The 23,794-nt window shown below is 66.9% G+C and carries 24 protein-coding genes; 9 read left to right on the top strand and 15 right to left on the bottom strand.

Annotated features, from left to right (window positions below):
• Positions 1-245: 245 nt before the first annotated feature.
• Entirely contained in the window at positions 246-893 is a 648-nt protein-coding gene (locus F1D05_RS26010) for a phosphotransferase (protein WP_246485974.1), read from the top strand.
• On the opposite strand, the gene F1D05_RS26005 is transcribed toward F1D05_RS26010, so the two are convergent.
• Positions 890-1,225, bottom strand: a complete 336-nt coding sequence (locus F1D05_RS26005; protein ID WP_185443114.1) for a GNAT family N-acetyltransferase — start codon at positions 1,223-1,225, stop codon at positions 890-892. The two genes, F1D05_RS26010 and F1D05_RS26005, sit on opposite strands and share 4 nt — an antisense overlap.
• A 1,160-nt stretch (positions 1,226-2,385) precedes the next feature.
• Positions 2,386-4,341, bottom strand: a complete 1,956-nt coding sequence (locus F1D05_RS26000; protein ID WP_185443113.1) for a M13 family metallopeptidase — start codon at positions 4,339-4,341, stop codon at positions 2,386-2,388.
• Between the two features lie 225 nt (positions 4,342-4,566).
• Between F1D05_RS26000 and F1D05_RS25995 the strand changes: the two genes are divergently transcribed.
• A complete protein-coding gene (locus tag F1D05_RS25995; RefSeq protein WP_185443112.1) occupies positions 4,567-5,646 on the top strand; it encodes an SMP-30/gluconolactonase/LRE family protein in 1,080 nt (359 codons plus the stop codon).
• Here F1D05_RS25995 and F1D05_RS25990 read toward each other — a convergent pair.
• Both F1D05_RS25990 and F1D05_RS25985 read right to left on the bottom strand, forming a co-directional pair.
• Complete coding sequence (locus F1D05_RS25990; protein ID WP_185443111.1) at positions 5,643-5,936, bottom strand: HU family DNA-binding protein; 294 nt, start codon at positions 5,934-5,936, stop codon at positions 5,643-5,645. The genes F1D05_RS25995 and F1D05_RS25990 overlap by 4 nt on opposite strands.
• 136 nt (positions 5,937-6,072) lie before the next feature.
• Complete coding sequence (locus F1D05_RS25985; RefSeq protein WP_185443110.1) at positions 6,073-6,861, bottom strand: phytanoyl-CoA dioxygenase family protein; 789 nt, start codon at positions 6,859-6,861, stop codon at positions 6,073-6,075.
• Between the two features lie 72 nt (positions 6,862-6,933).
• On the opposite strand from F1D05_RS25985, the gene F1D05_RS25980 reads away from it, so the two are divergent.
• The 4 genes from F1D05_RS25980 (at position 6,934) to F1D05_RS25965 (ending at position 9,651) form a co-directional block, all read left to right on the top strand.
• On the top strand, positions 6,934-7,743 hold the full coding sequence (locus F1D05_RS25980; RefSeq protein WP_185443109.1) for a helix-turn-helix domain-containing protein: 810 nt from the start codon (positions 6,934-6,936) through the stop codon (positions 7,741-7,743).
• 94 nt (positions 7,744-7,837) lie between these two features.
• Positions 7,838-8,845: an LCP family protein gene (locus tag F1D05_RS25975; protein WP_185443108.1), complete on the top strand. Its 1,008-nt coding sequence runs from the start codon at positions 7,838-7,840 to the stop codon at positions 8,843-8,845.
• Between the two features lie 63 nt (positions 8,846-8,908).
• Complete coding sequence (locus F1D05_RS25970; RefSeq protein ID WP_185443107.1) at positions 8,909-9,130, top strand: YndJ family transporter; 222 nt, start codon at positions 8,909-8,911, stop codon at positions 9,128-9,130.
• Complete coding sequence (locus F1D05_RS25965; protein WP_185443106.1) at positions 9,127-9,651, top strand: DUF1990 family protein; 525 nt, start codon at positions 9,127-9,129, stop codon at positions 9,649-9,651. Before F1D05_RS25970 ends, F1D05_RS25965 begins: the two co-directional genes overlap by 4 nt.
• A 69-nt stretch (positions 9,652-9,720) precedes the next feature.
• On the opposite strand, the gene F1D05_RS25960 is transcribed toward F1D05_RS25965, so the two are convergent.
• The 6 genes from F1D05_RS25960 to F1D05_RS25935 form a co-directional block, all read right to left on the bottom strand.
• Complete coding sequence (locus F1D05_RS25960) at positions 9,721-10,743, bottom strand: N-acetylglucosamine kinase (protein ID WP_219732965.1); 1,023 nt, start codon at positions 10,741-10,743, stop codon at positions 9,721-9,723.
• The gene (locus F1D05_RS25955; protein ID WP_185443105.1) at positions 10,740-11,993 is read right to left on the bottom strand and encodes a 6-phospho-beta-glucosidase; all 1,254 of its coding nucleotides are present in this window, start codon (positions 11,991-11,993) and stop codon (positions 10,740-10,742) included. Before F1D05_RS25955 ends, F1D05_RS25960 begins: the two co-directional genes overlap by 4 nt.
• Positions 11,990-12,898, bottom strand: a complete 909-nt coding sequence (locus F1D05_RS25950; protein WP_206685832.1) for a carbohydrate ABC transporter permease — start codon at positions 12,896-12,898, stop codon at positions 11,990-11,992. The genes F1D05_RS25955 and F1D05_RS25950 overlap by 4 nt, the downstream gene beginning before the upstream one ends.
• A gap of 13 nt (positions 12,899-12,911) precedes the next feature.
• Positions 12,912-13,859: a carbohydrate ABC transporter permease gene (locus F1D05_RS25945; protein WP_185443104.1), complete on the bottom strand. Its 948-nt coding sequence runs from the start codon at positions 13,857-13,859 to the stop codon at positions 12,912-12,914.
• Between the two features lies 1 nt (position 13,860).
• Positions 13,861-15,189: an ABC transporter substrate-binding protein gene (locus F1D05_RS25940; protein ID WP_185443103.1), complete on the bottom strand. Its 1,329-nt coding sequence runs from the start codon at positions 15,187-15,189 to the stop codon at positions 13,861-13,863.
• A gap of 94 nt (positions 15,190-15,283) precedes the next feature.
• The gene (locus F1D05_RS25935; RefSeq protein ID WP_185443102.1) at positions 15,284-16,444 is read right to left on the bottom strand and encodes an ROK family transcriptional regulator; all 1,161 of its coding nucleotides are present in this window, start codon (positions 16,442-16,444) and stop codon (positions 15,284-15,286) included.
• A gap of 176 nt (positions 16,445-16,620) precedes the next feature.
• On the opposite strand from F1D05_RS25935, the gene F1D05_RS25930 reads away from it, so the two are divergent.
• Entirely contained in the window at positions 16,621-16,935 is a 315-nt protein-coding gene (locus F1D05_RS25930; protein ID WP_246485973.1) for an ATP-binding cassette domain-containing protein, read from the top strand.
• A 91-nt stretch (positions 16,936-17,026) separates the two neighbouring features.
• On the opposite strand, the gene F1D05_RS25925 is transcribed toward F1D05_RS25930, so the two are convergent.
• From F1D05_RS25925 to F1D05_RS25915, 3 genes are all read right to left on the bottom strand, one after another.
• Positions 17,027-17,464, bottom strand: a complete 438-nt coding sequence (locus tag F1D05_RS25925) for a hypothetical protein (RefSeq protein WP_185443101.1) — start codon at positions 17,462-17,464, stop codon at positions 17,027-17,029.
• Entirely contained in the window at positions 17,464-18,126 is a 663-nt protein-coding gene (locus F1D05_RS25920) for a uracil-DNA glycosylase (RefSeq protein ID WP_185449464.1), read from the bottom strand. The genes F1D05_RS25925 and F1D05_RS25920 overlap by 1 nt, the downstream gene beginning before the upstream one ends.
• Before the next feature lie 522 nt (positions 18,127-18,648).
• Complete coding sequence (locus tag F1D05_RS25915) at positions 18,649-19,494, bottom strand: hypothetical protein (protein ID WP_185443100.1); 846 nt, start codon at positions 19,492-19,494, stop codon at positions 18,649-18,651.
• 298 nt (positions 19,495-19,792) lie between these two features.
• Between F1D05_RS25915 and F1D05_RS25910 the strand changes: the two genes are divergently transcribed.
• On the top strand, positions 19,793-20,983 hold the full coding sequence (locus F1D05_RS25910; protein ID WP_185443099.1) for a DUF222 domain-containing protein: 1,191 nt from the start codon (positions 19,793-19,795) through the stop codon (positions 20,981-20,983).
• A gap of 19 nt (positions 20,984-21,002) precedes the next feature.
• Positions 21,003-22,091, top strand: a complete 1,089-nt coding sequence (locus F1D05_RS25905; RefSeq protein WP_185443098.1) for a hypothetical protein — start codon at positions 21,003-21,005, stop codon at positions 22,089-22,091.
• Between the two features lie 717 nt (positions 22,092-22,808).
• Here F1D05_RS25905 and F1D05_RS39425 read toward each other — a convergent pair.
• Complete coding sequence (locus tag F1D05_RS39425) at positions 22,809-23,021, bottom strand: STAS domain-containing protein (RefSeq protein WP_246486903.1); 213 nt, start codon at positions 23,019-23,021, stop codon at positions 22,809-22,811.
• A gap of 7 nt (positions 23,022-23,028) precedes the next feature.
• The gene (locus tag F1D05_RS39420) at positions 23,029-23,520 is read right to left on the bottom strand and encodes a hypothetical protein (RefSeq protein ID WP_219732964.1); all 492 of its coding nucleotides are present in this window, start codon (positions 23,518-23,520) and stop codon (positions 23,029-23,031) included.
• Positions 23,521-23,794: the final 274 nt, after the last annotated feature.

The raw sequence follows: 23,794 nt of genomic DNA, 5'->3' as shown, positions 1-23,794 counted from the left end.
CACGCGCGGGCAGTCGTCTGCCGGACCGCCACTTGGGCCCACAGACCGACGGCGATAATCGGCGTAGTCGACAATCGCCCCAGGGCAGGCGCTGCAAGGTCCAGGTCTCTCGTGAACGGCGCATCGGCGGCGAACCAATCCGGCGTCGGCTGGTGAGTTGCTCGGAGACTGCCTTCACCTCTTGCGTGGTCCACCGCCCTTAATTGGGTGACCTCGGCTCGGGGTTGGGACGTAGGGTTCGGCGAGTGGATCTGCAGAGCTTGATGGATCGGCTTGGTGCCGGTGGTGCTGAGCCGATCGACCTCGGCTTCTCCGACGCGGCAGTCGTGCGGCTGGAGCGTGGCGGCAAAGTCCTTTATTACAAGGCAGGTCTGGGGATCGGCGCAGAAGCGGATCGGCTTGGGTGGCTTGGCACGACCGAGATTCCCTGCCCGCGGATCCTCGATCGTGGTGAGGACGAGAAGGGTGAGTGGATGCTCACCACCGAGCTGGCCGGGCGCGACGCCTCCCAAGCATGGTCCGCCGCCGAGCGCCCCGCAGTACTGGCTGCTGTGGCTGACGGGATCAGGCAGTTGCACGCGCTGACCGACTGCCCGTTCGACTCGCCTTACCCGGGTACACGTGGGGCTGTCACCCATGGCGATTTCACGGCGCCGAACGTATTCGTCGATCCGACGACCCTGCGGTTCAGTGGACTACTCGATCTCAGCCGCCTCGGCCTCGGCGATCCGTACGTCGACTTCGCCTTGATGCACAGGAGTCTCGCCGGGCCGCTCAATCCCCAGTACGGCGGGGAGCCGGCCGCGCGCGACTTCGTAGTACAAGCCGGCGGGGATCCTGACGATCCGCGCCTTGCCCACTACACAGACCTAGGCACCACCGGAACCTACTAAGCCTTCGAATGATCCGGAGACAGGAACACGACGATGTCGGTCTCAGAACCGCGGACCACCGGTTCCTTCCAGCCGATCCGGCGGTAGAAGGCGATGGTGTCGTGCGCCTGGTTCCAGGTGAGCAACCATGCTCGCGACCCCTGATCCTCGACGGCTTTCGTGAGCAGCCGCCGCCCGAGCCCTGTTCCTCTGGTCCCTGCGAGTACACCGAGTTCGTCGATCTCGAAAGCACCCACGAGCAGTTCCTGAACCTGCTCCTCACCCAACCGCTTCAGCACGTTGCCGTAGGCACGATCCGTACGAAACGGCCAGCCCGAGCGTCCGGAAACCACGTCGCACCTTTGAAAGCGGGCCTGATGAGGGCTGTGCTCAGTCGACCTTGACGTAGTCCAGCACTTTCCGCGCAGTCCGCTCGTCGTCAGCGCGGACGGTGACGATCGCGGTGACCCGGGTGTCGAAGATCCTGTGCATGCGGAGAGTGACCGTGCCCTTCGGGCAGTTCCGGTACCAGATGCGGATCCCTTGGCCTGGCGAGTTGTCGACGAGATCTTGCGCTGCGGCATTGCACTCCTCGCCGGGATCGAAGGAGCCAGGACTGTTTGTACGTGCTGGACAAGTTGGTCTCGGGTGTTTGTCCTGTGCCGCGTTGGTGGTAGCGGCGGCGTTGGCGGTAGTACTTTCGCCCGCAGGGGCGGGGAGGCGATGGAGCGGCTCTGCAGCCGGCCGGAATCGGTTGGGAGTTCGTTCGCCGTCGGGGCGGGGGCACCGGGGGCCTTATGGGGTTGGTCACGTCGCGCGGAGCGTGATTGGGCAGGCCGGTTGGCTCCGAGGCTGGGGCTTCTGGGACGCCCCGTTGCCTGCGGTGCAGACGTCTTTGTGCACCGGCTCAGCGTTCCCGGGCGATCGCTTGCTCAGGCCGTGCACAAAGGTGCGGAACGCCCGCGTCGGTTGCCGGCCTTTGTGCATCCAGTGAGCGTTTCCCGGGGGGCGGGATACTCAGCCGGTGCACAAAGACGCCCCGCGCTGGGGGCGAACGGGGGTGGCTGCCATCGGTGGGCCTAGGACACCTTCCGGGGTCCAGGGTCCGGGAATGCCTCGTCCCCCGCTCGGGCATGGTGCCCGGACCCCCGGCGGCCCGGACCCCCGACGGGGTGTCCGAAGCCCCGAGTTCACTCGACCAAGCTGGGGAGCCGACCCACTTCCGGTGGGCACCGGCGGAGAGTACGCAGGCGGATGTACGGCTTGTCCATTCCCAGGAGGAACCTCCAGCCCTAAAAGCCTCCGTGGCCTCACCCCACCTCTGGTCCACAAGCCGACTCGCTGGAGCGTCCCGACCCGAGCTCCGATCACCGTGACTCCTGCGGAGTTTCCCTAGCGGTCTGGCAGAAGACGAGCCGCACCCGCGGGCGGGGAGGGGTGGGTGGGAGCGGGCGTAGCGGGAGCAACGGAGGAGCGAGCGCGGGAGGGCGCGTGGGCGACCTCCCGCGAGGGCTCACCAGATGCGGACGCGGTCTTCCTCGGCCAGCCACATCTTGTCGGAGTCCGTTACTGAGAAGGCGGTGTGGAATTCGTCCAGGTTGCGGACTACTGCGTTGCAGCGGAACTCGGGTGGGGAGTGGGGGTCCAGCGCGAGGCGGCGGATTACTTCGGCTTCGCGGGCCTTGGAGGACCAGGCGGCTGCCCAGGCGAGGAAGAAGCGGCGGTCGCCGGTGATGCCGTCAGTAGTCGGCAGCGGGGCACCACCGAGTGAGATCTGGTACGCCGTGTAGGCGATCGACAGTCCACCGAGGTCGCCGATGTTTTCGCCGAGGGTGAGAGCTCCGTTCACATGGTGACCGGGTGCTCCCGACGGCTCCAACTGGCTGTACTGCTCGATGAGCTTGTCGGCGCGCTGCTCGAAGGCGGCCCGGTCGTCGTCGGTCCACCAGTCGTTCAGGTTGCCGTCGCCGTCGTACTTCGACCCCTGGTCGTCGAAGCCGTGGCCGATCTCGTGCCCGATCACCGCGCCGATCGCGCCGTAGTTGACCGCGTCGTCGGCGACCAGGTGGAAGAACGGCGGCTGCAGGATCCCGGCGGGGAAGACGATCTCGTTCATCCGCGGGTTGTAGTACGCGTTCACCGTCTGCGGCGTCATCCGCCACTCGGTCCGGTCGACCGGCCCACCGAGCCTGGCCAGGTCGCGCTCGGTCTCGACCGCCGTCGACCGGCGGACGTTGCCGACCAGGTCGTCGGCGCTGATCTCGAGCGCGCTGTAGTCCTTCCACTTGTCCGGGTAGCCGATCTTCGGCGTGAACCGGCCGAGCTTGTCGAGCGCGCGCTGCCGCGTCTCCGGGCTCATCCACTCCAGTGCGTCGATCCGCTGCCGGTACGCCTCGACCAGGTTCGCGACCAGCTCCACCATCCGGGCCTTCGCGACCGGCGGGAAGTGCTCCGCGACGTACAGCTGCCCGAGTGCCTCTCCGAGTGCGGACTCGACGACGCCGAGTCCACGCTTCCAGCGCTCACGGAGCTCCGGCGCACCGGTCAGAACGCGGCCGTAGAAGGCGAAGTTCTCCTCGACGAAGACCTTGCTCAGCAGCGGGGCAGCGCTGTGCACGATCCGCCAGTCGAGCCAGACCTTCCAGTCCTCGATGTCGATCTCCTGCAGCGCCGAAGCCGCAGCGGTGAGGTACGAGGGCTCGCGAACGACCAGCGAAGCGAACGCGCTCTCCGGTACGCCGCCACCGGCCAGCCACACGGACCAGTCGAGACCGGGAGTCAGCGCGTCGAGGCCGGCCCGGTCGAGTTTGTTGTAAGTGAGAGTGACATCGCGGTCCTTCACCCGGTCCCAATGGGCCGAAGCGAGCCGGGTCTCCAGCGCCATGATCCGTTCGGCGGCGCCGGCCGGATCGGGCAGGCCGGCCAATTCGAGCATCCGGGCCACGTGCTCGACGTACGCCGTACGCTCGGTCGCGAAGGTGTCCTCGCGGTAGTACGACTCGTCCGGCAGGCTCAAGCCGCCCTGCATGACGTGGACGATGTACTCGTCGGACTTCTTGGCGTCGGCGTCCACCCCGTAGTAGAAGAGGCCGGGCACGCCCTGGAGTTCGAGCTTGCCGAGGGCCCCGAGGAACCCGTCCAGGTCCTTGACCGAGGCAACCAGTTCGAACTGGTCGGCGATCGGGGTCGCGCCGAGGCTCTCGATCCGCTCCTCGTCCATGAAGGACTTGAACAGGTCACCGATCTTGCGCGCCTCGCTACCGTCCGGATGGCCGGCTCCGGCGGACTTCTCGACGATCGCCCGGACGTCCTTCTCGGCGGTGTCCCAGAGCGCATGGAAGGCGCCGTAGATCGCCTTGTCGGCGGGGATCTCGGTCCGTTCCAGCCACGGTCCGTTCGCATGCAGGAACAGATCGTCCTGCGGCCGGACGGTCGTGGACAGGTCGTTGAATTCGACCCCAGCTGTCATCGGTGCTCCCTCTACTCCACGTGCGACACAGTGTTCGATCGTTCGACACACCCCACCTGCGGAAGACAGTACCCGGCAGGCAGAGCCACTCAGGATCCGGAATCCGGTGGCCACTGAACCGTTCAGCTCCCCGGCTCGTTGACATAAGTTGAAAGTCAACGAGCCGCTGAGTCGGCCGACCCAGGGCACCAGGCGGCTCCGGCATCAACCAGGAGGTCCCCCGCCATGCCTCGCTCTCCGCACCAGGTAGCCCGCGCGCTCACCGCGCTGCTCGGACTCCCCGCACTACTCCTCGGCAGCCTCACCGCCTCCGCCCTCACCACCGCGACCGCCACACCCGCAGCAGCCACCACAAGCGGGACCATGACCGTCTCGTACGCCACCAAGCACCACGACGCGATGAACTGCGACCCGATCCGATTCGGGACGGAAACAGCGGCCGCAGCACCCGCGACAGCCAAGAGCTTCCCGGCCCGGATCGAACTCCCCGCCGGCTTCCAGCCCGAAGGCATCGCGATCAAGAACACCACCGGGTACTTCGGATCGCGCGTCGACGGCGACATCTACGCGGCCGACCTCCGCACCGGCACCGGCCGAGTCATCAGCCAAGGCCCGGGCACTGCCTCCCTCGGAATGAAGATCGACAGCCACGGCCGACTCTTCGTCGCCGGAGCAACTGGCGGCGACGGCAGGGTGATCGACACCAGGACCGGCAAGGTGCTCGCGAGCTACAAGTTCACCACCGCGACACCGACCTTCGTCAACGACGTCATCCTGAGCAAGGACGCCGCCTGGTTCACCGATTCCCGGCAACCCGTGCTCTACAAAGTCCCACTAGGCCGCAACGGCAAACTGCCCAAGCAGGAAGCGGTCAAGACCGTCGCGCTCAGTGGCGACTACGTCCACGATCCCGTGAACAACAACGCGAACGGCATCTCGCTCACGCCGGACGGCCGCGCGCTGATCATCGTCCAGTCGTCGACCGGGTTCCTGTTCCGGGTCGACCCGCGGACGGGCGTGACCCGGCGGATCGACCTCGGTGGCGCGGTGATGACGGCCGGCGACGGACTGCTGCTGTCGAAGGACACCCTGTACGTCGTGCAGAACCGGCTGAACAAAGTCGCCGTCCTGGACCTGACCAGGTCCGGGCGCAGCGGCCGGCTGGTCCGCGAGATCACCAGCACGGACTTCGACGTACCGACGACGGCGGCCTTCTTCGGCAACAGGATCTACTTGCCCAACGCAAGGTTCAGCACTCCGCCCACGCCGACCACGCCGTACTGGGTAACGGCGGTAACTCGCTAGTTGATCGTGCGGAGGCTGCCGCGAGCGGCGGCCTTGAGGCGGCTTCCGCACGAGAGCCGGACCGAGTAGCCGGCCGGGATCGACAGCGGCTCGCCGGTCTGCGGGTTGCGGCCGGTCCGCGGCGCGCGCAGTACCCGCTCGATGCTCAGCAGGCCGGTCAGCGAGACCTTGTCCCCCTCGTGCACGGCCTCGGTGACGACGTCGCCGAGCGCGTCGAGGACCTTCTCGGCCTGGTTGCGCGGGATGCCCGCCTTCTTTGCCACACCGGCGACCAGCTCGTTGCGATTCACGGTTCTCCTCAGGACTCGGACCTCCGGAGCGGCACCCCATCTGCCGCACCGGCCGGTCGCGAAAACCTTAACCGAAATGAATGTCGTTAGCGAGAGCGGTCCGGAATCCGGTCGAAATCAGCCGTCCGGCCGCGGCTCAGAGGCCGTCCTGGTCGTGCCAGTGTTGCTGCCAGCGAACGTCCGCCGGGGCGTCGGCACGCTGGTAGCGGAGGTCGGTCGAGAGCCGCGGCGTCTCCGAGAGGTTGTCGAGCGCGGCATGGACCGTGTGGGCCGTGTGGATCACCACGTCACCGGCCGCATAGTCGGTGACGAGCCAGCGTGCGTCGTACTCGTCCGCCAGCGCCGGCAAGTCAGCCGTGATCGACGCGGCCGGACGCTTCAACCGCCCGGCCGCCTCCTCACGCAGCACTCGGTGATGGCTGCCTTCGAGGTAGGCCAGCCCGCCACGCGCCACCGGGCAGTCGCCGAGGGGGATCCACGCGGACAGCACCTGGTCGGTCCCTTCGCGCAGGTAGACCAGGTCATAGTGCGCCTGCGTCGCCGTGCCGATCCCGTTCTCCCCTGGCAGCGTCCGGCGGATGATCTTCCGCCTGTGCAGGAACGTCTCGCCACCCAGAAACCACTCGAACCACCCCCGCAGCGCCGGCTGCGAACAGAAGGCGGCGTACTCCGGCCCCGGCACGATCTCCCCGAACAACACCTTCCTGAACTCCGCCCGATCCGCGGATCCGATCCGGGAGAAGTAGTACTCCCGAAACGCCTGTACGCCGGCGGCCGGCAGCAACCCGCGCAGGTATAGATACCCGTCCCGCGTCAAGCGCCCCCGCAGCGCATCCCGATCCCCCACCTCCCGTTCCGGTACTGCGGCCAGCCGGCCGAGGCGGTGAGCAGATTCATCCAGGTGATACCCGTTCGAGGTCGGCATACCCCGATCCCATCAGCCCGCTCACCCTCTCGTGAATGGACTCGAAAGCCGATTTCTTGGACTCTTATCCCCATGACCGACTGGTCGATCTACCTCACTCCAAGCGCAACACACCGCCAACTTGGACTCTTCTGCCTGGGAGCAGGCGAACAGCGCACACCTCCAAGAGCGTCCCCCGAACGCGCACTCGGCTGCCACGCCGTCGTCTTCCTCCGCCACGGCACCGGCCACCTTCTCCACGGCCCCGACCGTGTGCTGCACGAGGTGGCCGCGCCCGCGCTCCTCTGGCTCTTCCCCGGCGTCCTGCACGGCTACCGCCCGGCAACGGACTGGGACCAGGCGTGGGCCCTGTTCGGCGGCCCCGCCACCGACGCGCTCACCACCCTCGGCCAACTCGACCAAACCCACCCCGTACGCCGGTACGCCGACCCGCGGCCGATCGAGCGAGCCTTCTCGCGGCTACTCCGGATCACCCGCGCGCCCACCCCCGAAGTACAGGTTGCCGGCGCTCTCTTCGACCTGATCGCGGCGGCCTCGGCGGACGACGCGCACGACGGAATCGCCGACCGGTTAGGACGGATATCGCTCAAGGCCGCGTCGATCCAGGAGTACGCCGCCGAGCTGGAGTTGTCCGTCGCCGAACTTCGGGACGCGGTCCGCAAAGCCACCGGATCAACCCCGCAGGAGGTGGTCCTGACGGCCCGGCTGAACGAGGCGAAGACCCTGCTGGCCGAGTCGGAGCTCCCGGTGGCGGTGATAGCGAGGCAGGTCGGGTACGACGATCCGGCGTACTTCAGCAGGCTGTTCAGCACCCGCGTCGGGCAGTCACCACGCGAGTTCCGCCGATTTGGTTCGATCGCGGCGCCGATTTCCTCCCTTTGACGGAGGCCGCGCCGCAGCCCGGTCTGAAAGTATCGGGGCAGAACCCTCCGCCGGAGTGACGCGGTGGGCCGCCGGTTCCCGATACGGTCGGGGTATGAGTCAACCCCAGCCCATCGACCCGCGCTATGTCAGTCGGCCCGTTCGCAAGAAGCGTCGCAACTGGTTCGGCCGGCTCATCGGACTGATCGTCCTGTTGTTCCTGCTGATGCTGATCTGCGTCCCGCTGTACGCGTGGAGCCGGATCGACAAGGTCGACGCGTTCCCCGCCGGTCAGCGCCCGGCCGAGACCCCCGGTACGACGTACCTGATGGTCGGCTCCGACAGCCGCGAGGGCCTCAGTGCCGCCGAGAAGAAGAAGCTCGGCACCGGCAGCTCGGCAGGCCAGCGCACCGACACGATCATGCTGCTGCACGTCCCCGAGTCCGGGCCGACCGCGCTGATCAGCATCCCGCGGGACAGCTACGTCGCGATTCCCGGGCACGGGAAGAACAAGATCAACGCCGCCTTCTCCTTCGGCGGACCGAAGTTGCTGATCCAGACCATCGAGGGCGTCACCGGGCTGCACGTCGATCACTACGTCGAGGTCGGGTTCGGCGGCTTCGCCTCCATCATCGACAGTGTCGGCGGCGTGCAGATGTGCTTGCCAAAGGCAATGAAAGACCAGAAGGCGCACATCAACCTGCCGAAGGGCTGCCAGAAGCTGGACGGCACCAAGGCCCTGGGCTATGTCCGGGCCCGGTACTCCGACCCGCTCGGCGACCTCGGCCGGGTGCAGCGTCAGCGCGAGATGATCGGAGCCGTCGCGGACAAGGCGGTTTCGCCGAAGACGGTCCTCAATCCGCTCCGCTACTACAAGGTCGGCACGGCGAGCGCCGACGCCCTGACCATCGACAACGACATGGGGCCGTTCGACCTGTTCAAGTTCGCCAAGGCGATGAAGGCGGTCGCCGGCGGCGGTAACGGCGTCACTCTGACCGTGCCGATCTCCGACACCAACCTGAGCACGCCGGCAGGCTCCGCCGTCAAGTGGGACACCGCCAAGGCCAAGGCCCTCTTCCAGGCCCTCAAGGAGGACAAGACCTCCGGTCTGAAGAGCAGTTGACCGTACTCATCCATCTGGTGGTGAGCCTGGGCATGCTCGTGATCGTGCCGCTCGGGCTCACGGGTGGTCGACCGGCCGACCGCGGTGCTGCTGACGGTCTCCGCCTCGGTGCTGGTTGTGACGATGTTGCTCGCGGTGAGTTGGGCGCTGGGGCATGTGATTTCGACGCCGTACCTACCGTTGGAGTGGATGGTCGCCAGACACGGCGTCGCGATCGCGATTGACTTCGGGTTGTGTGGGTTACTGGCCTGGCGACGGGTGATGGCTGAAGGGGACAAAAGATGAAGCTGGCAGATCTTGGTGGGCTCAGGTTCAGCTATGACGCGGTCGGGTCGACGAGTGTCGACAAGACGCCGGTCGGGTATCACCGGCTGGAGCATCGGGAGTCGATCGGGCACGGTGACAAGGTGTTCCGGCGGGCCGCGGAAGCGTTGATGAGCTGGAAGATGCACAGCGCCGCCGGCGTCCGGATCAAGGCGACCGACAGTCCCGCGGTGATCGGCACCAACTCGCTCGGCCGGCTTGGCGTCGGTTCGCTCGGACTGCCGGTGCCTTGCCGGGTGGTCTGGACAGTCGACGAGCCGGACCGGGTCGGCTTCGCGTACGGCACGCTGGCCGGTCATCCCGAGTCGGGCGAGGAGTCGTTCCTCATCACTCGCGAAGCCGACGAGGTGTTCTTCACTCTGCGCGCCTACAGCCGCCCGGCAACCTGGTACACCCGCCTCGGTGGGCCTGTTGGGCGCCGGGCGCAGGCCTTCTTCGCGCACCGGTACGCCGCAACTCTCAAACGCCTCGCCAGCCGATAACGGCTGGAAAGGGTGGTCCAGTCCCGCATGAGGCCGGGACCGGACCACCCGGTTCAGGTCAGCCGCAAATCAGGCTGCCGGCGACGGCGCGAAGGCCGCGCGGAGCTGCGAGTGGGCGGTCGATACAGCCCTTGTCCGATCGAGCCCGAGCAGCGCCGCACCGACCACCGGCGGTACGTCGACGACGTGCGGCACCGCCTTCGGAGCAGCGGCCGACAGCAGCCGCGTCACCGTCTCAATCAGCATCGGGTGCCCAGCAGTCAGTACGCCGCCGCCCAGCACCACGTCGGTCGGCTCGTCCAGCATGTCGAGGCGCCGCATCGCCACAACGGCCATGGCGACGATCTCCTCCGCCTGGTGCCGAACCACGTCCGCCGCCACCGCATCACCGGCGGCCGCGACCTGGAAGAGCAACGGAGTCGCCTCCAACCGGCGGGCAACAGGGATGTCGCCAAGGTGGAGAGCCTCGATCAACTCGGTCACCGACCCGACCCCGTAGTGCGCGGGCAGAGCCGTCGTCAGGGCAGTAGCGGGCCCACGCCCGTCGTCGGCTCTTGCCGCGGCCGAGAACGCCTCGTCGGCCAACTGCTGGCCGCCACCCCAGTCACCGGAGATCTTGCCGACCGCCGGGAACCGCGCAGTACGGCCGTCCGGAAGCAGTCCGGCGCAGTTGATGCCGGCACCGCACACCACAGCTACGCCACGCGGTTCGTCGACACCCGCGCGGAGCAGCGCGAAGGTGTCGTTCGCGACGTACACGGACTCGGCCCAGCCGAAGCTCTCGAAGGCCTGAGCGAGGCGCTCCTCCTCGATCGGCAGGTCCGCGTTCGCCATACACGCGGAGATCTGCTGCACGAGCGGCACCTCGCCAAGGGTCAGCCCGGCTTCGAGAGCCGCCTCGGCGACGAGCGGCGCGAGCCCCTCGACGGCGGCGAACGCACCCACGATGTGCGGCTCGAAGCCACCACCCCGCGCAGTACCGAGCACTCGTCCGTCCGCGGACACCAGGGCCACGTCGGTCTTGCTGTTGCCGGCGTCGAAGGCAAGCACACCGCCCGGCACGAGCGGCTGAATCCCCTGCACCATCGTCATGCCCACGGAAGGTACTCGCGGTTGTGCGCCAGCAGCTTGTCGGTCAGGGCGTTCGCGTACTCGATCTGCCCGATCAGCGGATGCGCCAGCAGTGCGTTGAACACCCTTTCCGCACCACCCTTCAGAGCCGCTTCGAGAGCTAGATTCTCGTACGCCGTGAGGTTCGCGACCAGCCCGGCGTACAACGGCTCGAGCGGCGAGATCGGCAACGGCGTCGTACCGGCCGCTCCGACCGTCGCCGGGACCTCGATCACCGCGTCGTCCGGGAGGAACGGCAGCGCCCCGTTGTTCAGGGTGTTGACGACCTGGACGTCACCGATGTCGTTCAGCAGCGATGACGCCAGTGCGACCGCTGCCTCCGAGTAGTAGGCCCCGCCGCGCTGCTCCAGCAACGCGGGCTTCTCGTCCAGCGTCGGGTCGGCGTACAGGTCCAGCAGTTCCTTCTCGATCTTCGTCACCTCGGCAGCGCGCGACGGCTTCTCCAGCAGCTCGCGAACCACCTCGTCGTGGGCATAGAAGTACCGCAGGTAGTACGACGGGACGACGCCGAGCCGCAGCAGCAACTCGGGCGGCAGCTTCAGGTCGTCGGCAAGCTCACCGGCGTGCGACGCCAACAGCTTCGGCAGCACGTTCTCGCCGTTGACCGTGACGCCGCGCTCCCAGGTGAGGTGGTTCAGCCCGACGTGGTCGAGCGCGACCTCCTCCGGCGTGACGCCGAGGAACTTCGCGAACCGCCGCTGGAACCCGATCGCCACGTTGCACAGCCCGACGGCCTTGTGGCCCTCGGTCAGCAGCGCGCGGGTGACGATCCCGACCGGGTTGGTGAAGTCGATGATCCACGCGTCCGGGTTGGACTGCCGGACCCGCTCGGCGATGTCGAGTACGACGGGGACCGTCCGCAGCGCCTTCGCCAGGCCACCGGCGCCGGTGGTCTCCTGGCCGACGCAACCGCATTCGAGCGGCCACGTCTCGTCGGAGTTCCGGGCCGCTTGCCCGCCGACCCGGAGCTGGAGCAAGACCGCGTCCGCACCCTCGATCCCCTCGTCCAGGTCGGACGTGGTGACGATGCGGCCAGGATGGCCTTGTTTCGCGAAGATACGCCGTGCGAGCCCACCGACCAGCTCGAGCCGGTCGGCCGCCGGGTCGACGAGCACGAGCTCGGAGACCGGCAGTGAGTCACGCAACCGCGCGAACCCGTCGATGAGTTCAGGCGTGTAGGTGGATCCGCCACCGACGACTGTGAGTTTCAACCTTTGACCCCTGTGAGTGTGACGCCTTCGATGAAGGCCTTTTGGGCGAAGAAGAACAGGATGATCACCGGCGCCATCACCAGCAGGGTCGCTGCCATGGTGAGGTTCCAGTTGGTGTGGTGGGCGCCCTTGAAGCTTTCCAGGCCGTAGCTGAGTGTCCAGGCGGCCGGATTCTCGCTGGCGTAGATCTGCGGTCCGAAGTAGTCGTTCCAACAAGAGAAGAACTGGAACAGCGCGACCGCCGCGACGGCTGGTTTGGCCATCGGCAGCACGATCCGGAGCAGCGCCTTGAGGTCGCCGCAGCCGTCCACCTTGGCCGCGTCGACGTACTCCTTCGGGATGGTCAGCAGGAACTGGCGTAGCAGGAAGATCGAGAACGCGTCCGTGAACGCCATCGGGATGATCAGCGGCCACAACGTTCCGGACAGGTGCAACTGCTTGGCCCAGAACAGGTACATCGGCACGATCACGACCTGGGGCGGCAGCATCATCGTGGAGATCACCAGCAGCATCGCGAAGTTGCGGCCGCGGAACTTGAACCGGGCCAGCGCGTAGGCGACCGGGATACTCGAGACCAGCGTCAGCACGGTACCCAGCCCGGCGTACAGGATGGTGTTCTTCCACCAGGTCAGGAAGCCCGGGGTGTCCCACACCGTGCGCAGGTTCTCCCAGTGCCAGGTGTCCGGCCACAGGTCGCGGGTCAGGGCCTGCTGGTCGCTCATCAGTGCGGTCAGGAAGACGAACACGAACGGCAGCACGAAGAACAGCGCCGCCGCTAGCGCCAACGAGTGCACCGCGACCCAGTTCAGGAACCTCGTACGGCGTGCCGCGCGTCCCGCCGCTGTCAGACCGGGGGCCGGGGCCACCGGAACCTCCGGCTCGCGATCGATCAGTAAGTTGCTCATGGCAAGCAGTCCCCTAGTCGTCCGTGGCCAGGAAGCCACTGCCGCGGCGCATCAAGAACGCCGTGAACACCATCGCCAGCGCGAACAGCACCAGCGCGATCACGCAGGCACCACCGGTGTCGAACCGCTGGAAACCCAGGTGGTACACGAGTTGCGGCAGGGTCAGCGTCGACTTCTCCGGGTAGCCCGGCTCGAACTGCTGCCCCGAGCCACCGATGACACCGCTCGCGACTTTTCCCGCGACGAGTGGTTGCGTGTAGTACTGCATGGTCTGGATCACGCCGGTGATGACCGCGAACAACACGATCGGCTGGATGTTCGGCATCGTGACGAACCGGAACCGCTGCCACCAGCCCGCGCCGTCGAGCGAGGCCGCCTCGTACTGGTCCATCGGCACATCGAGCAGCGAGGCCATGAAGATCACCATCAGGTCGCCGATTCCCCACAGGGCAAGGAGAGTCAGCGCCGGCTTGGACCAGTGCGGATCGTTGAACCAGCCCGGCTGCGGCAGCCCGAGCGAGCCGAGGATGTTGTTCACCGGCCCGGTGCCCGGGTTGAGCAGGAACGCGAACGCCATCGTCGCGGCCACCGGCGGCGCCAGGTACGGCAGGTAGAAGGCGGTCCGGAAGAATCCGGCGCCGGTCTTCACCTTGGTGATCAGCAGGCCGATGCCGAGGCCGAACAGCACCCGCAGCGACACCATCACGATGACGAGCCACAGGGTGTTGCGGAGCGCGGGCCAGAAGAACGGGTAGTCGCTGAAGACGTAGGTCCAGTTCTTCAGCCCGACCCAGGTCGGCGGTGTGAACCCGTCGTACTTCATGAAGCTGAAGTAGACCGTCGAGAGCAGCGGGTAGAGGAAGAAGACGCTGACCCCGATCAGCCACGGGGACAGGAAAGCGAGGTTGCGCAGCCGTTCGCGGCGGCGCTTGCGTAATAGTCCTACCGAGATGATCGTCATGTCACTTCGCCTGCGCGATGTCCTTGTCGACCTGCGCGTCGGTCTTCGCCAGGCCGGCCGCGAGGTCTGTCTGCTTACCGGCCTCGAAGGCGTAGCCGAAGTCCTGCAGGGTGAGCTGGTAGGCGCCGCCGTTCGAGCTGGCCGGCGTGGTGCTGCTCTTCTCGTGCTGGGCGATCTCGAGGAACGTCTTGAAGTTCTCGTCCGCCACCAGTTTGGGCGACTTCAGCGCGTCCAGCGTGGACGGCACGTTGTGGATCGCGTTGGCGAAGCTGACCACGGCATCGGTGTCGGTGGTCATGAACTTGACCAGCTCCCAGGCCGCGTTCTGCTTCTGGCTGGTGTTCGCGATGCCGACGATGGTGCCGGACAGGTAGCCCTTGCCGTAGCTGTCGGCCTGGTCGTCCGGGACCGGGAACGGCGCGACGCCGATGGTGAACTTGACCCCGGCCTCCTTGGCCATCCCGAGCCGCCACTCACCGTCGATCGCCATCGCGACCTGGCCGGTGTGGAACGGGTTCTTGGCACCGAACTCGTCACCGAAGGCGGCCCGGTACTTCTCCAGCTTGGCGAAGCCGCCGAGCTCCTTGACCAGGTTGCCCTGCCACTTCAGCATGCTGGCGAAGGCCGGGTCGGCGGCCAGGTTCGACTTGCCCTCACCGGTGAAGTAGGTCGGGTTCCACTGCGCCGCGAAGTGCGTGGTGGTGGACTCGAAGCCGTGGAAGTTCGGCATGAAGCCGAGCTGGGAGAAGCCGTCACCCTTGACCTTGGTCAGCTTCTTCGCGGCCGCGTCGAACTCGGACATCGTCTTCGGCGGGTTCGCGATCCCGGCCGCCTTGAACGCGTCCTTGTTGTAGTACAGGCCGTACGCGTCGTTCAGCAGCGGCAGCGTGCAGCGGGTGCCGTGGAACTGCGTGTAGTCCTGCAGCGGCTTCGGGAAGGTCTTGTCCAGATCCACACCGGACTTGTCCAAGAAGGGCTTCAGGTCCGCGAACACGTGCGACGCACAGAACGTGCCGACGTTGTCGGTGGTGAACGACGACACCACGTCGGGCGAGTTCGGGCCGCCCGCGCGCAGCGCCTGCTTGATCTTGTCGTCGGCGATGTTGCCGACCACCTTCACCTTGATGTTGGGGAACTTCGCCTCGAACGCCTTGATGTTGGCATCGATGGCGGCCACCTCGCTCGGCGCGCTCCAGCCGTGCCAGAAGGTGATCGTGGTCTCTTGGGTGGCGTCGTCGCTGGCCTTCGGCGCGGCCGACGTACCGGTGCAGGCGGTACCGAGCAGCGCGATCGCCGCGGCGGCGATGACGGCTCTGTGAACTCGGGGCATTTCCGATTCTCCTGATCTGGCGTTCATGAGGGTGTGCGGATCCACCGGCGCAGGTCGGCTTTCCCTGTCCGGGTGAGGTGTCTGGTCTGGCGGTCTAGTCGGTACTGCCCCCGCTCGTCGGGCCGGCGGTGTCGAAAACCGCGTCGCGGGTGGCGCTCAGGGCGGATTGCAGGGCCCCGGCGAGTACTGGATCGGTATGGATGGCGGTCATCAGCAACCGGGGTCGCGGCACTGCGAGCTCGGCGAGTTCGTTCTGGACGAGTCCGCGCAGCCGCTCACCGCCGGCCGTGATCACCCCTCCGGAGAGCACGATCAGCTCCGGGTCGACCACGGCGACGATCGCGGCCAGGCCGACCGCGAGGCGATGCGCGAACTCGTTCAGCATGGTGTCGCCAGCGCCGGGGGTGTGCAGCGCGACGCTGATCGCGGCTTCCGGCGTACGGGCTTTGAGGCCTAGCGTGCGGGCCAGTTCGAGGACCGGCTCACCGCCGGCGAGCTCCTGGAAACCACCGGCGTTGTTGCGGCCGACGTTGCGGACCAGCGGTGTACCGGGCAGTGGCAGGAAGGCGACCTCGCCGGCGCCGCCGGTCGCGCCGCGGAGCAGCCGGCCACCGATCACTATCGCGGCGCCGATGCCCTCCTCGCCCCACAGCAGCACGAAGTTGTCGCTGTCCTGCGCGTGCCCGACCTGCCGTTCGGCCACAGCTGCGAGGTTCACGTCGTTCTCGACCTCGAGCGGTACGGCGATGGCTTCGGCGAGCTCGTCGAGCAGGTGGGGTGCATGCCAGCCGGGAAGGTGGGTCGCGTAGCGCAACCGGCCGGTGGTCGGGTCGAACCCACCGGGAGTGCCGATGGCGACGCGGTGCAGACGATCGCGATCGAGGCCGGCTTCGCCGAGCGCGCCGTCGATCGTCTTCACGACCCGCTCGACCGTGCTCTTGGCGCTGCGGCCGGGGGTCGGCAACTCGAAGGTGCCGACCACCTTGCCGGTCAGGTCCGCGACCGCGGCCCGGAACCGGGTGGGCGTGACGTCCAGGCCCGCGACGTACGCGAAGCTGCCGTTGATCTCGTAGAGCTGAGCGTTCGGACCGGGCCGGCCGGCGCTGGTGCCGCGGGCGCGGACGAGGCCGGCACTCTCCAGCCTGGCGAGCAGTTGCGACGCGGTCGGCTTCGACAGGCCGGTGAGATTTCCCAGCGTGGTCCGGGACAGCGGGCCCTGGGTGAGCAGCAGGTCGAGAGCGGCGCGATCGTTCATCGCGCGGAGCAGACGGGGCGTCCCGGGGGTGCTTGCCACTCGAATCCGCCCTTCTTCCGACCTCGATCTCAACTGTTAGGAAAGTTTCCTATTAACGCGAGACCGTACGGAGATATCACGGCGGTGTCAATCGATGGGAAGATCACGGTTGGGCCCTGCTCAGTCAGGGGATCCACGTGTTCTCCGGGCCGCTGGTGAACGACGTACGGCTGGCACGGGCGGACGCGAGTGCCGACGAGTTCTCGGAAGCGCTGGAGTTGGTCGGAGCGCTCGCGTGGGTCAAGGCGCTGCCCGAGGGACTGGACACCGAGGTGGGCGAGAACGGTCATCAGCTGACCGGCGCCCAGGCGCTACGGGTTGCATTGGCGCGACTGGCGCTGGCCGACCCGGCGGTCGCAGTACTGGATGAAGCAACTGCCGAGGCGGGCAGCGCGGATGCACGCGATCTCGAACGAGCCAGCCCGCAGCCACCGAAGGCCGTACCACGCTGATCGTGGCCCACGCCTGACCCAGGCACAGCAGGCCGACCGCATCATCGTGATGGACCACGGCCGAATCGTGGAGTCAGGCACCCACACAGACCTACTGGTCGCCGCCGGCCGCTACGCCCACCTCTGGCACAGCTGGACCGGCACCCCTCAACCCCACCCGCTTACTAGCGCGATAGCCGATCAACACACCAAAGGCGAGCCCCAGTACAACGGCGATCGCGACGCTCAGCCAGCCGTCGAGGAGCAACGAGAAGAGCAGATAGGCGGCGATCCCGCCGAACATCGCCGCGATACCTCCCCCGAGGACCGGGTGGCACCGCTCCCAGGCCGAGTGACGCCGGTCGCGGCCGGCTTTGGGCGAGATGGCGACGAACGCCCACATCGGGCAAAGGGCGATGACCCAGAGGGCATTCCGCAGACTGGGCTCGACCACCAGACGGACAATCAACGCGATGCCGCACACCCCTGCGAAGATCCGCTGCACAAGGACAGGCGGGTCGAACGTCTTCTCCACCACCGGCTTGTCCATCAGGGCAGACGCCAGTCGACCGCAGTACCGCCCTGCTCGACCAGCAGCGCGTTGACGCGGCTGAACGGCTTCGACCCGAAGAACCCACGGTCGGCCGACATCGGGCTCGGATGCGCGCTCTCGACGTACGGCGTACTGCCGAGCATCGGCTTCAACGTCTGCGCGTCCCGACCCCACAGAATCGCCACGAGCGGCCCACCACGCTTCACCAACGCGTGAATCGCCTGCTCCGTAACGGCTTCCCAGCCTTTCCCCCGATGCGACCCCGACTTCCCGGGCTGCACCGTGAGCACCCTGTTCAACAGCAGCACACCTTGCTCGGCCCACGGCGTCAAATCGCCATTAGACGGCGCCGGTACGCCGACATCCGCCATCAGCTCTTTGTAGATGTTCCCCAAACTCCGCGGCACCGGCCGTACGTCAGGTGCCACCGAGAAACTCAACCCCACCGGATGCCCAGGCGTCGGATAGGGATCCTGTCCCACCACCAGCACCTTCACCTCGTCCAGCGGCTGCTTGAACGCCCGCAACACGTTCTCCCCCGCCGGCAGATACGACCTCCCCGCCGCGATCTCCCCGCGCAGGAACTCCCCCATCCGCGCCACAGTCTCCTGAACCGGCGCCAACGCCTCAGCCCAGTCCCCCGCCACCAACTCATCCATGCTCTTAGGACTCACCGGCCAACCCTCCCACCCACCCCACTCCCAACGCCAACCCTCACACGCCTCCGCACTCGCTCCTACGTCACTCCGACTCCGCCGCTCCCACCCACCCCCACTCCCAACGCCAACCCTCACACGCCTCCGCACTCGCTCCTACGTCACTCCGACTCCGCCGCTCCCACCCACCCCACTCCCAACGCCAACCCTCACACGCCTCCGCACTCGCTCCTACGTCACTCCGACTCCGCCGCTCCCACCCACCCCACTCCCAACGCCAACCCTCACACGCCTCCGCACTCGCTCCTACGTCACTCCGACTTCGCCGCTCCCACCCACCCCACTCCCAACGCCAACCCTCACACGCCTCCGCACTCGCTCCTACGTCACTCCGACTCCGCCGCTCCCACCCACCCCGCCGATGTCTACGCCACGGCTCGCCGCCTGCCTCCTACCGAAGCCGCCACGCCTCGCGACCAGAGATGGCACCTCCCCAACACGGCCACGTGTGCCGCCGGCTGGTGACTACTTCGCCCTCTCCCACTCATCCCGCTGCTCGGCATCCTTGATAACGAGCTCTTCGGCTCCGACTGTCGTGAGGAAGTTCTTCATCCAAACCAGCGCGACCACAGCAGAATCTCGAGTGATCCCGTCCGGCTCCAGCTCAGTCCGTACCGCGGAGAGAACCGGCTGCTCGACGTACCCGAGATGCGCGGCAGTGATCAACAAGTCATTGCTCTTCTGCCGAAGGCGCAGGGACGGCCAGGCCAGGCCGACCGGAATGACCAACAGCGGAGCAACCCACCAAGGCCCGTCCAGCGAGACAAGTCCGATGAAAAGGAACAGCGGGAAGGCCACCGCAATCCGGAACTCGACTTCGCCACGAAGGCGATCGATCTGCTGATATCGATCGGGCGCCTCCTTCGACAACTGCAACAAGGTGGCGGGGAGATCACGGGTGATCTCAGCCGCCGGGAAAGCTTGGCGATGCTCTCGGGCGCCATCGCGAGCGAATTCCGAATCACCGCTCTCTCCTCCACCGAAAGCGCCGTGGCCGTCGATCGGCGAAGCCTTCGGCTTTCCGTCGAACCAACGGGCGAAGGAATCAGCCTGAGGCTGCCCAGAACTCCGAACAGCCCAACTGTCGACCCGGCCTCTTTCGCCCCACTTCCGCAACTGCCCGCTGACGATCTTGAGCAGGCCGTTGAACAGACTGGCGCCGATCGATCCGACGATGTAGCAGACAAACGGAAGAACAGTCAGTTGCGATGCGAGATTGCGCGTCAGCGACACCGCGAGCTGCCATTCGGTAGAAAACGCGCTCTCGACAGCGGCGCGGTGCGGGAACTCGATCTCTACGATCACCGCCACCCAGAGCGCACCACCCGCCGATGGAGCGCGAAGATCTCGCAAGCCGGGCAATCGACGCCAGAAGATTCACTTGTCCCCCTGATGCCGCAGCCCGGCTCTTCGGCCATCCATCCCCTGACAGGCCAAACATCAGGGCCCGTACGTCGGCCGCACCATGCCTGAGCAGATCGAGCACCGCCCGCCGCCGGGAACCACCCTTGAGATCTGCTTGCGAAAGGCAACGAATCACCGCTGTGTCGCCCCCTCACAAGGGTTCTGCGAATTTGATGTACTCGAACTCCTGTTCTAATATAGACACATGAGCACGGTGGCGGTTGATCCTTGGTACGGCGAGCAGGTGGACGCCGACGAGCTTGCTGCGCTGATCGAAGCCGGGGTGCTCACGGTGCCGGAAGATCCAGAGGCACCGGGCGGTCCGCGGTATGTCGACGAGTTCGACCTTTTCGACGACGGGTCCAGATTTCAGATGTCGCGGATCGACGCGCTGGAGTGGGAGTTGTGGGCCGGCGTCGAGCAGGACGAAGCCGAGAAGATTATGCTCGAGATGAAGGCGCCGGAGTGGGTGTTCCTGCCGCCAGGCGGTGAGCTGGCGGCAGCGCTGGAAGAGGTGCGCCCGCAGACGGAGTCACCGATGGCGCTGATCGAGTTGATGAAAGCGACCAGCCGGCTGACCGCATGGAGCGAGGCGGGCAGGCTGTCGGCCATCGCGTCGTTCTACCGGCAGCGTCAGGCCCAGGCGACCGAGTTCTCCCGCCCCAGCGAGATCGATTCCCACGGCCGCCCGATCGATCCGGAACGCTCCTGGATCGCCGAGATCGCCGCCGCACTGAAGCTGTCTCCCAACACCGCGAGCAGTCATGTCGATACCGCGCTGCGCCTGACCAGCATGCTGACCGCGACCCACACCGCACTGCGCTGCGGCGCGATCACTTTGTCCAAGGCCATCGCGATCAGCGACGCGACCCGGCCTCTGACCGACGCACAGGCCAAGGCAGTCGAAGCACACGTCCTCCAGCGCGCCCCTTCTCAGTCCCACGCGAATCTGCTCCGTTCCCTCCGCAAGCAGGTCGCCCACTACGACGCGAAGAACGAAGCCGAACGCCATCGCGAAGCCACAGCACAGCGCGAGGTCCGCCTCGTCCCCCTCCCCGACGGCATGGCCGGCCTCTGGATCGTCCACACCGCCGAAAAGATCCAGCAAATGTGGATCGTCATCCAAGCCATGGCCGACCTAGCCAAACGCCCCACCACAACACCCGCCCCCACCACCCGCGCAGACTCCCACACTGACGACCACACCAACCGGGACGCGAGCACCTCCACCACAACAACCGACCATGGCACAGTCGCCAACCCCGACGCGACAACCGACGGCAGCACAGTCGCCGAGCCGGCCCGCGACCTCCGACGACGGCACAGTCGCCGAGCCGGGCGCGACCTCCGACGGCTCAGATGCTGTTCCCCACAGCACATTCTCCGCAGACGGTGAGCCGTCGGGTGGTGAATCAATGGTCGGCTCCAAGGTAGGCGCAGCGGACTTCTCGAACGAGATCGGTCTGAACGGCAGCGGTGCCGCCACCGTCAAGCCGCCGGCCAGCCCTCCTCAAGAGGACTCTGCCCAGAAGAACCCCGCACCGGAGAACTCGTCCCAGGAGAACTCCGCCCCGGACGCCCCTGCTCCGGCGAATTCTGCACAGCGCTGCCCTGCGACGGAGGACTCTGCGCTGGAGAGCCTTGCACTGGACGGCTCCGCGCAGGGCAGCCCTGCACTGGACAACCCCACACTGGACAACCCCACACTGGACAACCCCACACTGGACAACCCCGCACTGGACAACTCCGCGCCGGACCGGTTTGCGCTGGAGGGTTCTGTACTGGAGGGAGGACCGTGGGCGGGTGCTGATTCTGCGGACGTGACCGGCGTTGGTCGTCCAGATGTCGGACAGGGCCGCCCCGCTGTTGATGAGGGGCGTACGGCTGGGCAGCGGCGGGCGGATATGGCTGCGGAACTGTTCGAGATCATGCTCTGGAACGGACTCGACTGGCTCGGCAGGCGTCTCCCGGACCAGCACCGGCGGCGACCCCACATCGAGGTCCTCATTCCGGTCGGCACCCTGCTCGGACTCGACGACGAGCCCTGCCAACTCACCGGATACGGGCCGATCCCCGCCGAGATGGCACGACGTATCTCCACCGACGGCACTTGGCGACGCCTCCTCACCGACCCCACCAACGGCGCGGTACTACAAGCCTCCACCAACCGCCACGACCCCGGCAGCCTTGTCTCCGAGACACTCCTGGCCGCCCATTCGGTCTGTGACTGGATCAACTGCAGCCGTCCAGCTCGCGAATGCGACCGCGACCACGGCACCCCCTTCGCCCAGACCGGCACCACCAACCTGACCGACCTGCGCTCGTACTGCGAGTTCCACCACGTCATCAAAGACACCCCCGCCTGGGGATGGAACGCCGCTAACAACCCGGACGGATCCACCACTCTCACCACCCCCACCGGCCACCGCTACACCACCGTCCCACCACGCCCGGGCCCCGTAACCACCCCGTCACCCACCGACGACAGCCCCCCACCCTTCTAAACCGCACCCACCTCACCCGACCTCAACCACAGGGCTCTCCCGCTATCCCGACTGGCGGAGAGGATGGCCTGCTTGGTTCTGGTCGCTACCTAGAGGTCGGTGCCGCTCGCTCGCGAAGTTCTGCCCGACCACACGGGGGGCTCGAGGTTTCGCGGTTCGGGGTTCGGGGTTCGGGGTTCGGGGTTCGCGGTTCGGGGTTCGCGGTTCGGGGGTCGCGGTTCGGGGTTCGCGGTTCGCGGTTCGCGGTTCGCGGTTCGCGGTTCGCGGTTCGCGGTTCGCGGTTCGCGGTTCGGGGACGGCCGACGACTGGCGGCTGGCGCGCGGCCAGGTGACCGGACGCAGTTCTACGCGAAGGTGCGCGACGTTGCCGAGATGTACGTCGAGTCCGGAACCGACCGAACTGGGCACCACCGACCTCGCGGCATTGCAGGTGTTGGCGTTGCTGTTTGGTGGGCGGCAGCAGCGCGGGCAAGCGGTTGAGGGCGATGATGACGAGGTCGGACATGCTTGCGGTGCCGAGGCCGTCTGGTTTGTATCCGCGTGCGTCGCGACGTGCGTGTCCTCCCAGTCGCACCACGCGCGCGCGGCCTTTGACCGTTGCTGGACTCGCAGGCGTTTTCCTGAGCGGACTGATCGGGGATTCTGGTTGGCTCAGAAGGTGGTCGGGAAGCGCCTACACGTTCGAAACGTGGTATCCGGGCAGTGCGTGGCGTGGGGTTAGGGGGTGGGGTTGAGGTTGCCGGCCAGGCGGTTGTGGCGTTGGGCGCTGGAGGGGTTCAGGCCGACGAGGTCGACCGTTTTGCCGTAGCGGTGGTATTTGGTGGTGATGGCGTCCAGGGTTGCGACGGTGGAGGCGTCCCAGATGTGGGAGTCGGTCAGGTCGATGATGATGGTGGTGGGGTCGTTGCGGTAGTCGAACTGGTAGACCAGGTCGTTGCTAGAGGCAAAGAAGTGTTCGCCGGTGACGGGGTAGACCTTGGCGTCGGGGTCGGGGTGCCCTACTTCGCGGACGGAGGTGAAGTGGGCCCATCAGCTTGGCGACCCCGAGTACGCCGAGGATCACCTGCAGGAGGGCGGCCAGAATGACCGTCGCGACGAAGTAGTCGAAGCCGTGGTTGCGCATCACCGGTGCGATCACGTGCGCCACCGCGCCGGTGGCCGCGGAGATCATCGCGGGACGGCCGCCGAGGAACGAGATCGAGACCGCCCTGGTGAACGACGCGAACAGACCGACCCGCGGGGTCGACCCCGGCGATGATCGAGAAGCTGATCGCCTCCGGGATCGGGGCGAGTCCGACACGAGACCGGCCAGTACTTCGGTCCGCAGGCGGCGCGGTGAGCGCAGCGCGGCCCGGACCGAGGTGATGTCGCTGTCACCGGGCGATGAGGACTTGGGCGTGGCTGACTCAGGCGTCAGCGAGCTCAGCACACCGACGCGGTGAAACCAACCAAGCCATAAGGTCCCTAGACAAAGAACAAAGCGGCGCGTCATTGCGCTCGGCGGATGCACGGGACCGCGGGAAGAACGCGGCAGGTGAGGAGCACCAGAACGCTCGCACCGGCCGCAACTTTACCTGGAGGTGGGAGTGAGCCTGTGGGAGAAGGCGGCGTGAGCGTCGGACAGGGTTGGCGTGTTGGTCACCTGGGGGTGCTGGTGGGACTGGTAGAAAAAGTGCGGCCTCGCAAGGTATGAGCTTGCGAGG

It is taken from the genome of Kribbella qitaiheensis (assembly GCF_014217565.1).
GTDB classification, from domain to species: Bacteria; Actinomycetota; Actinomycetes; order Propionibacteriales; family Kribbellaceae; genus Kribbella; species Kribbella qitaiheensis_A.
This window is presented reverse-complemented; position numbering and strand designations above follow the sequence as displayed.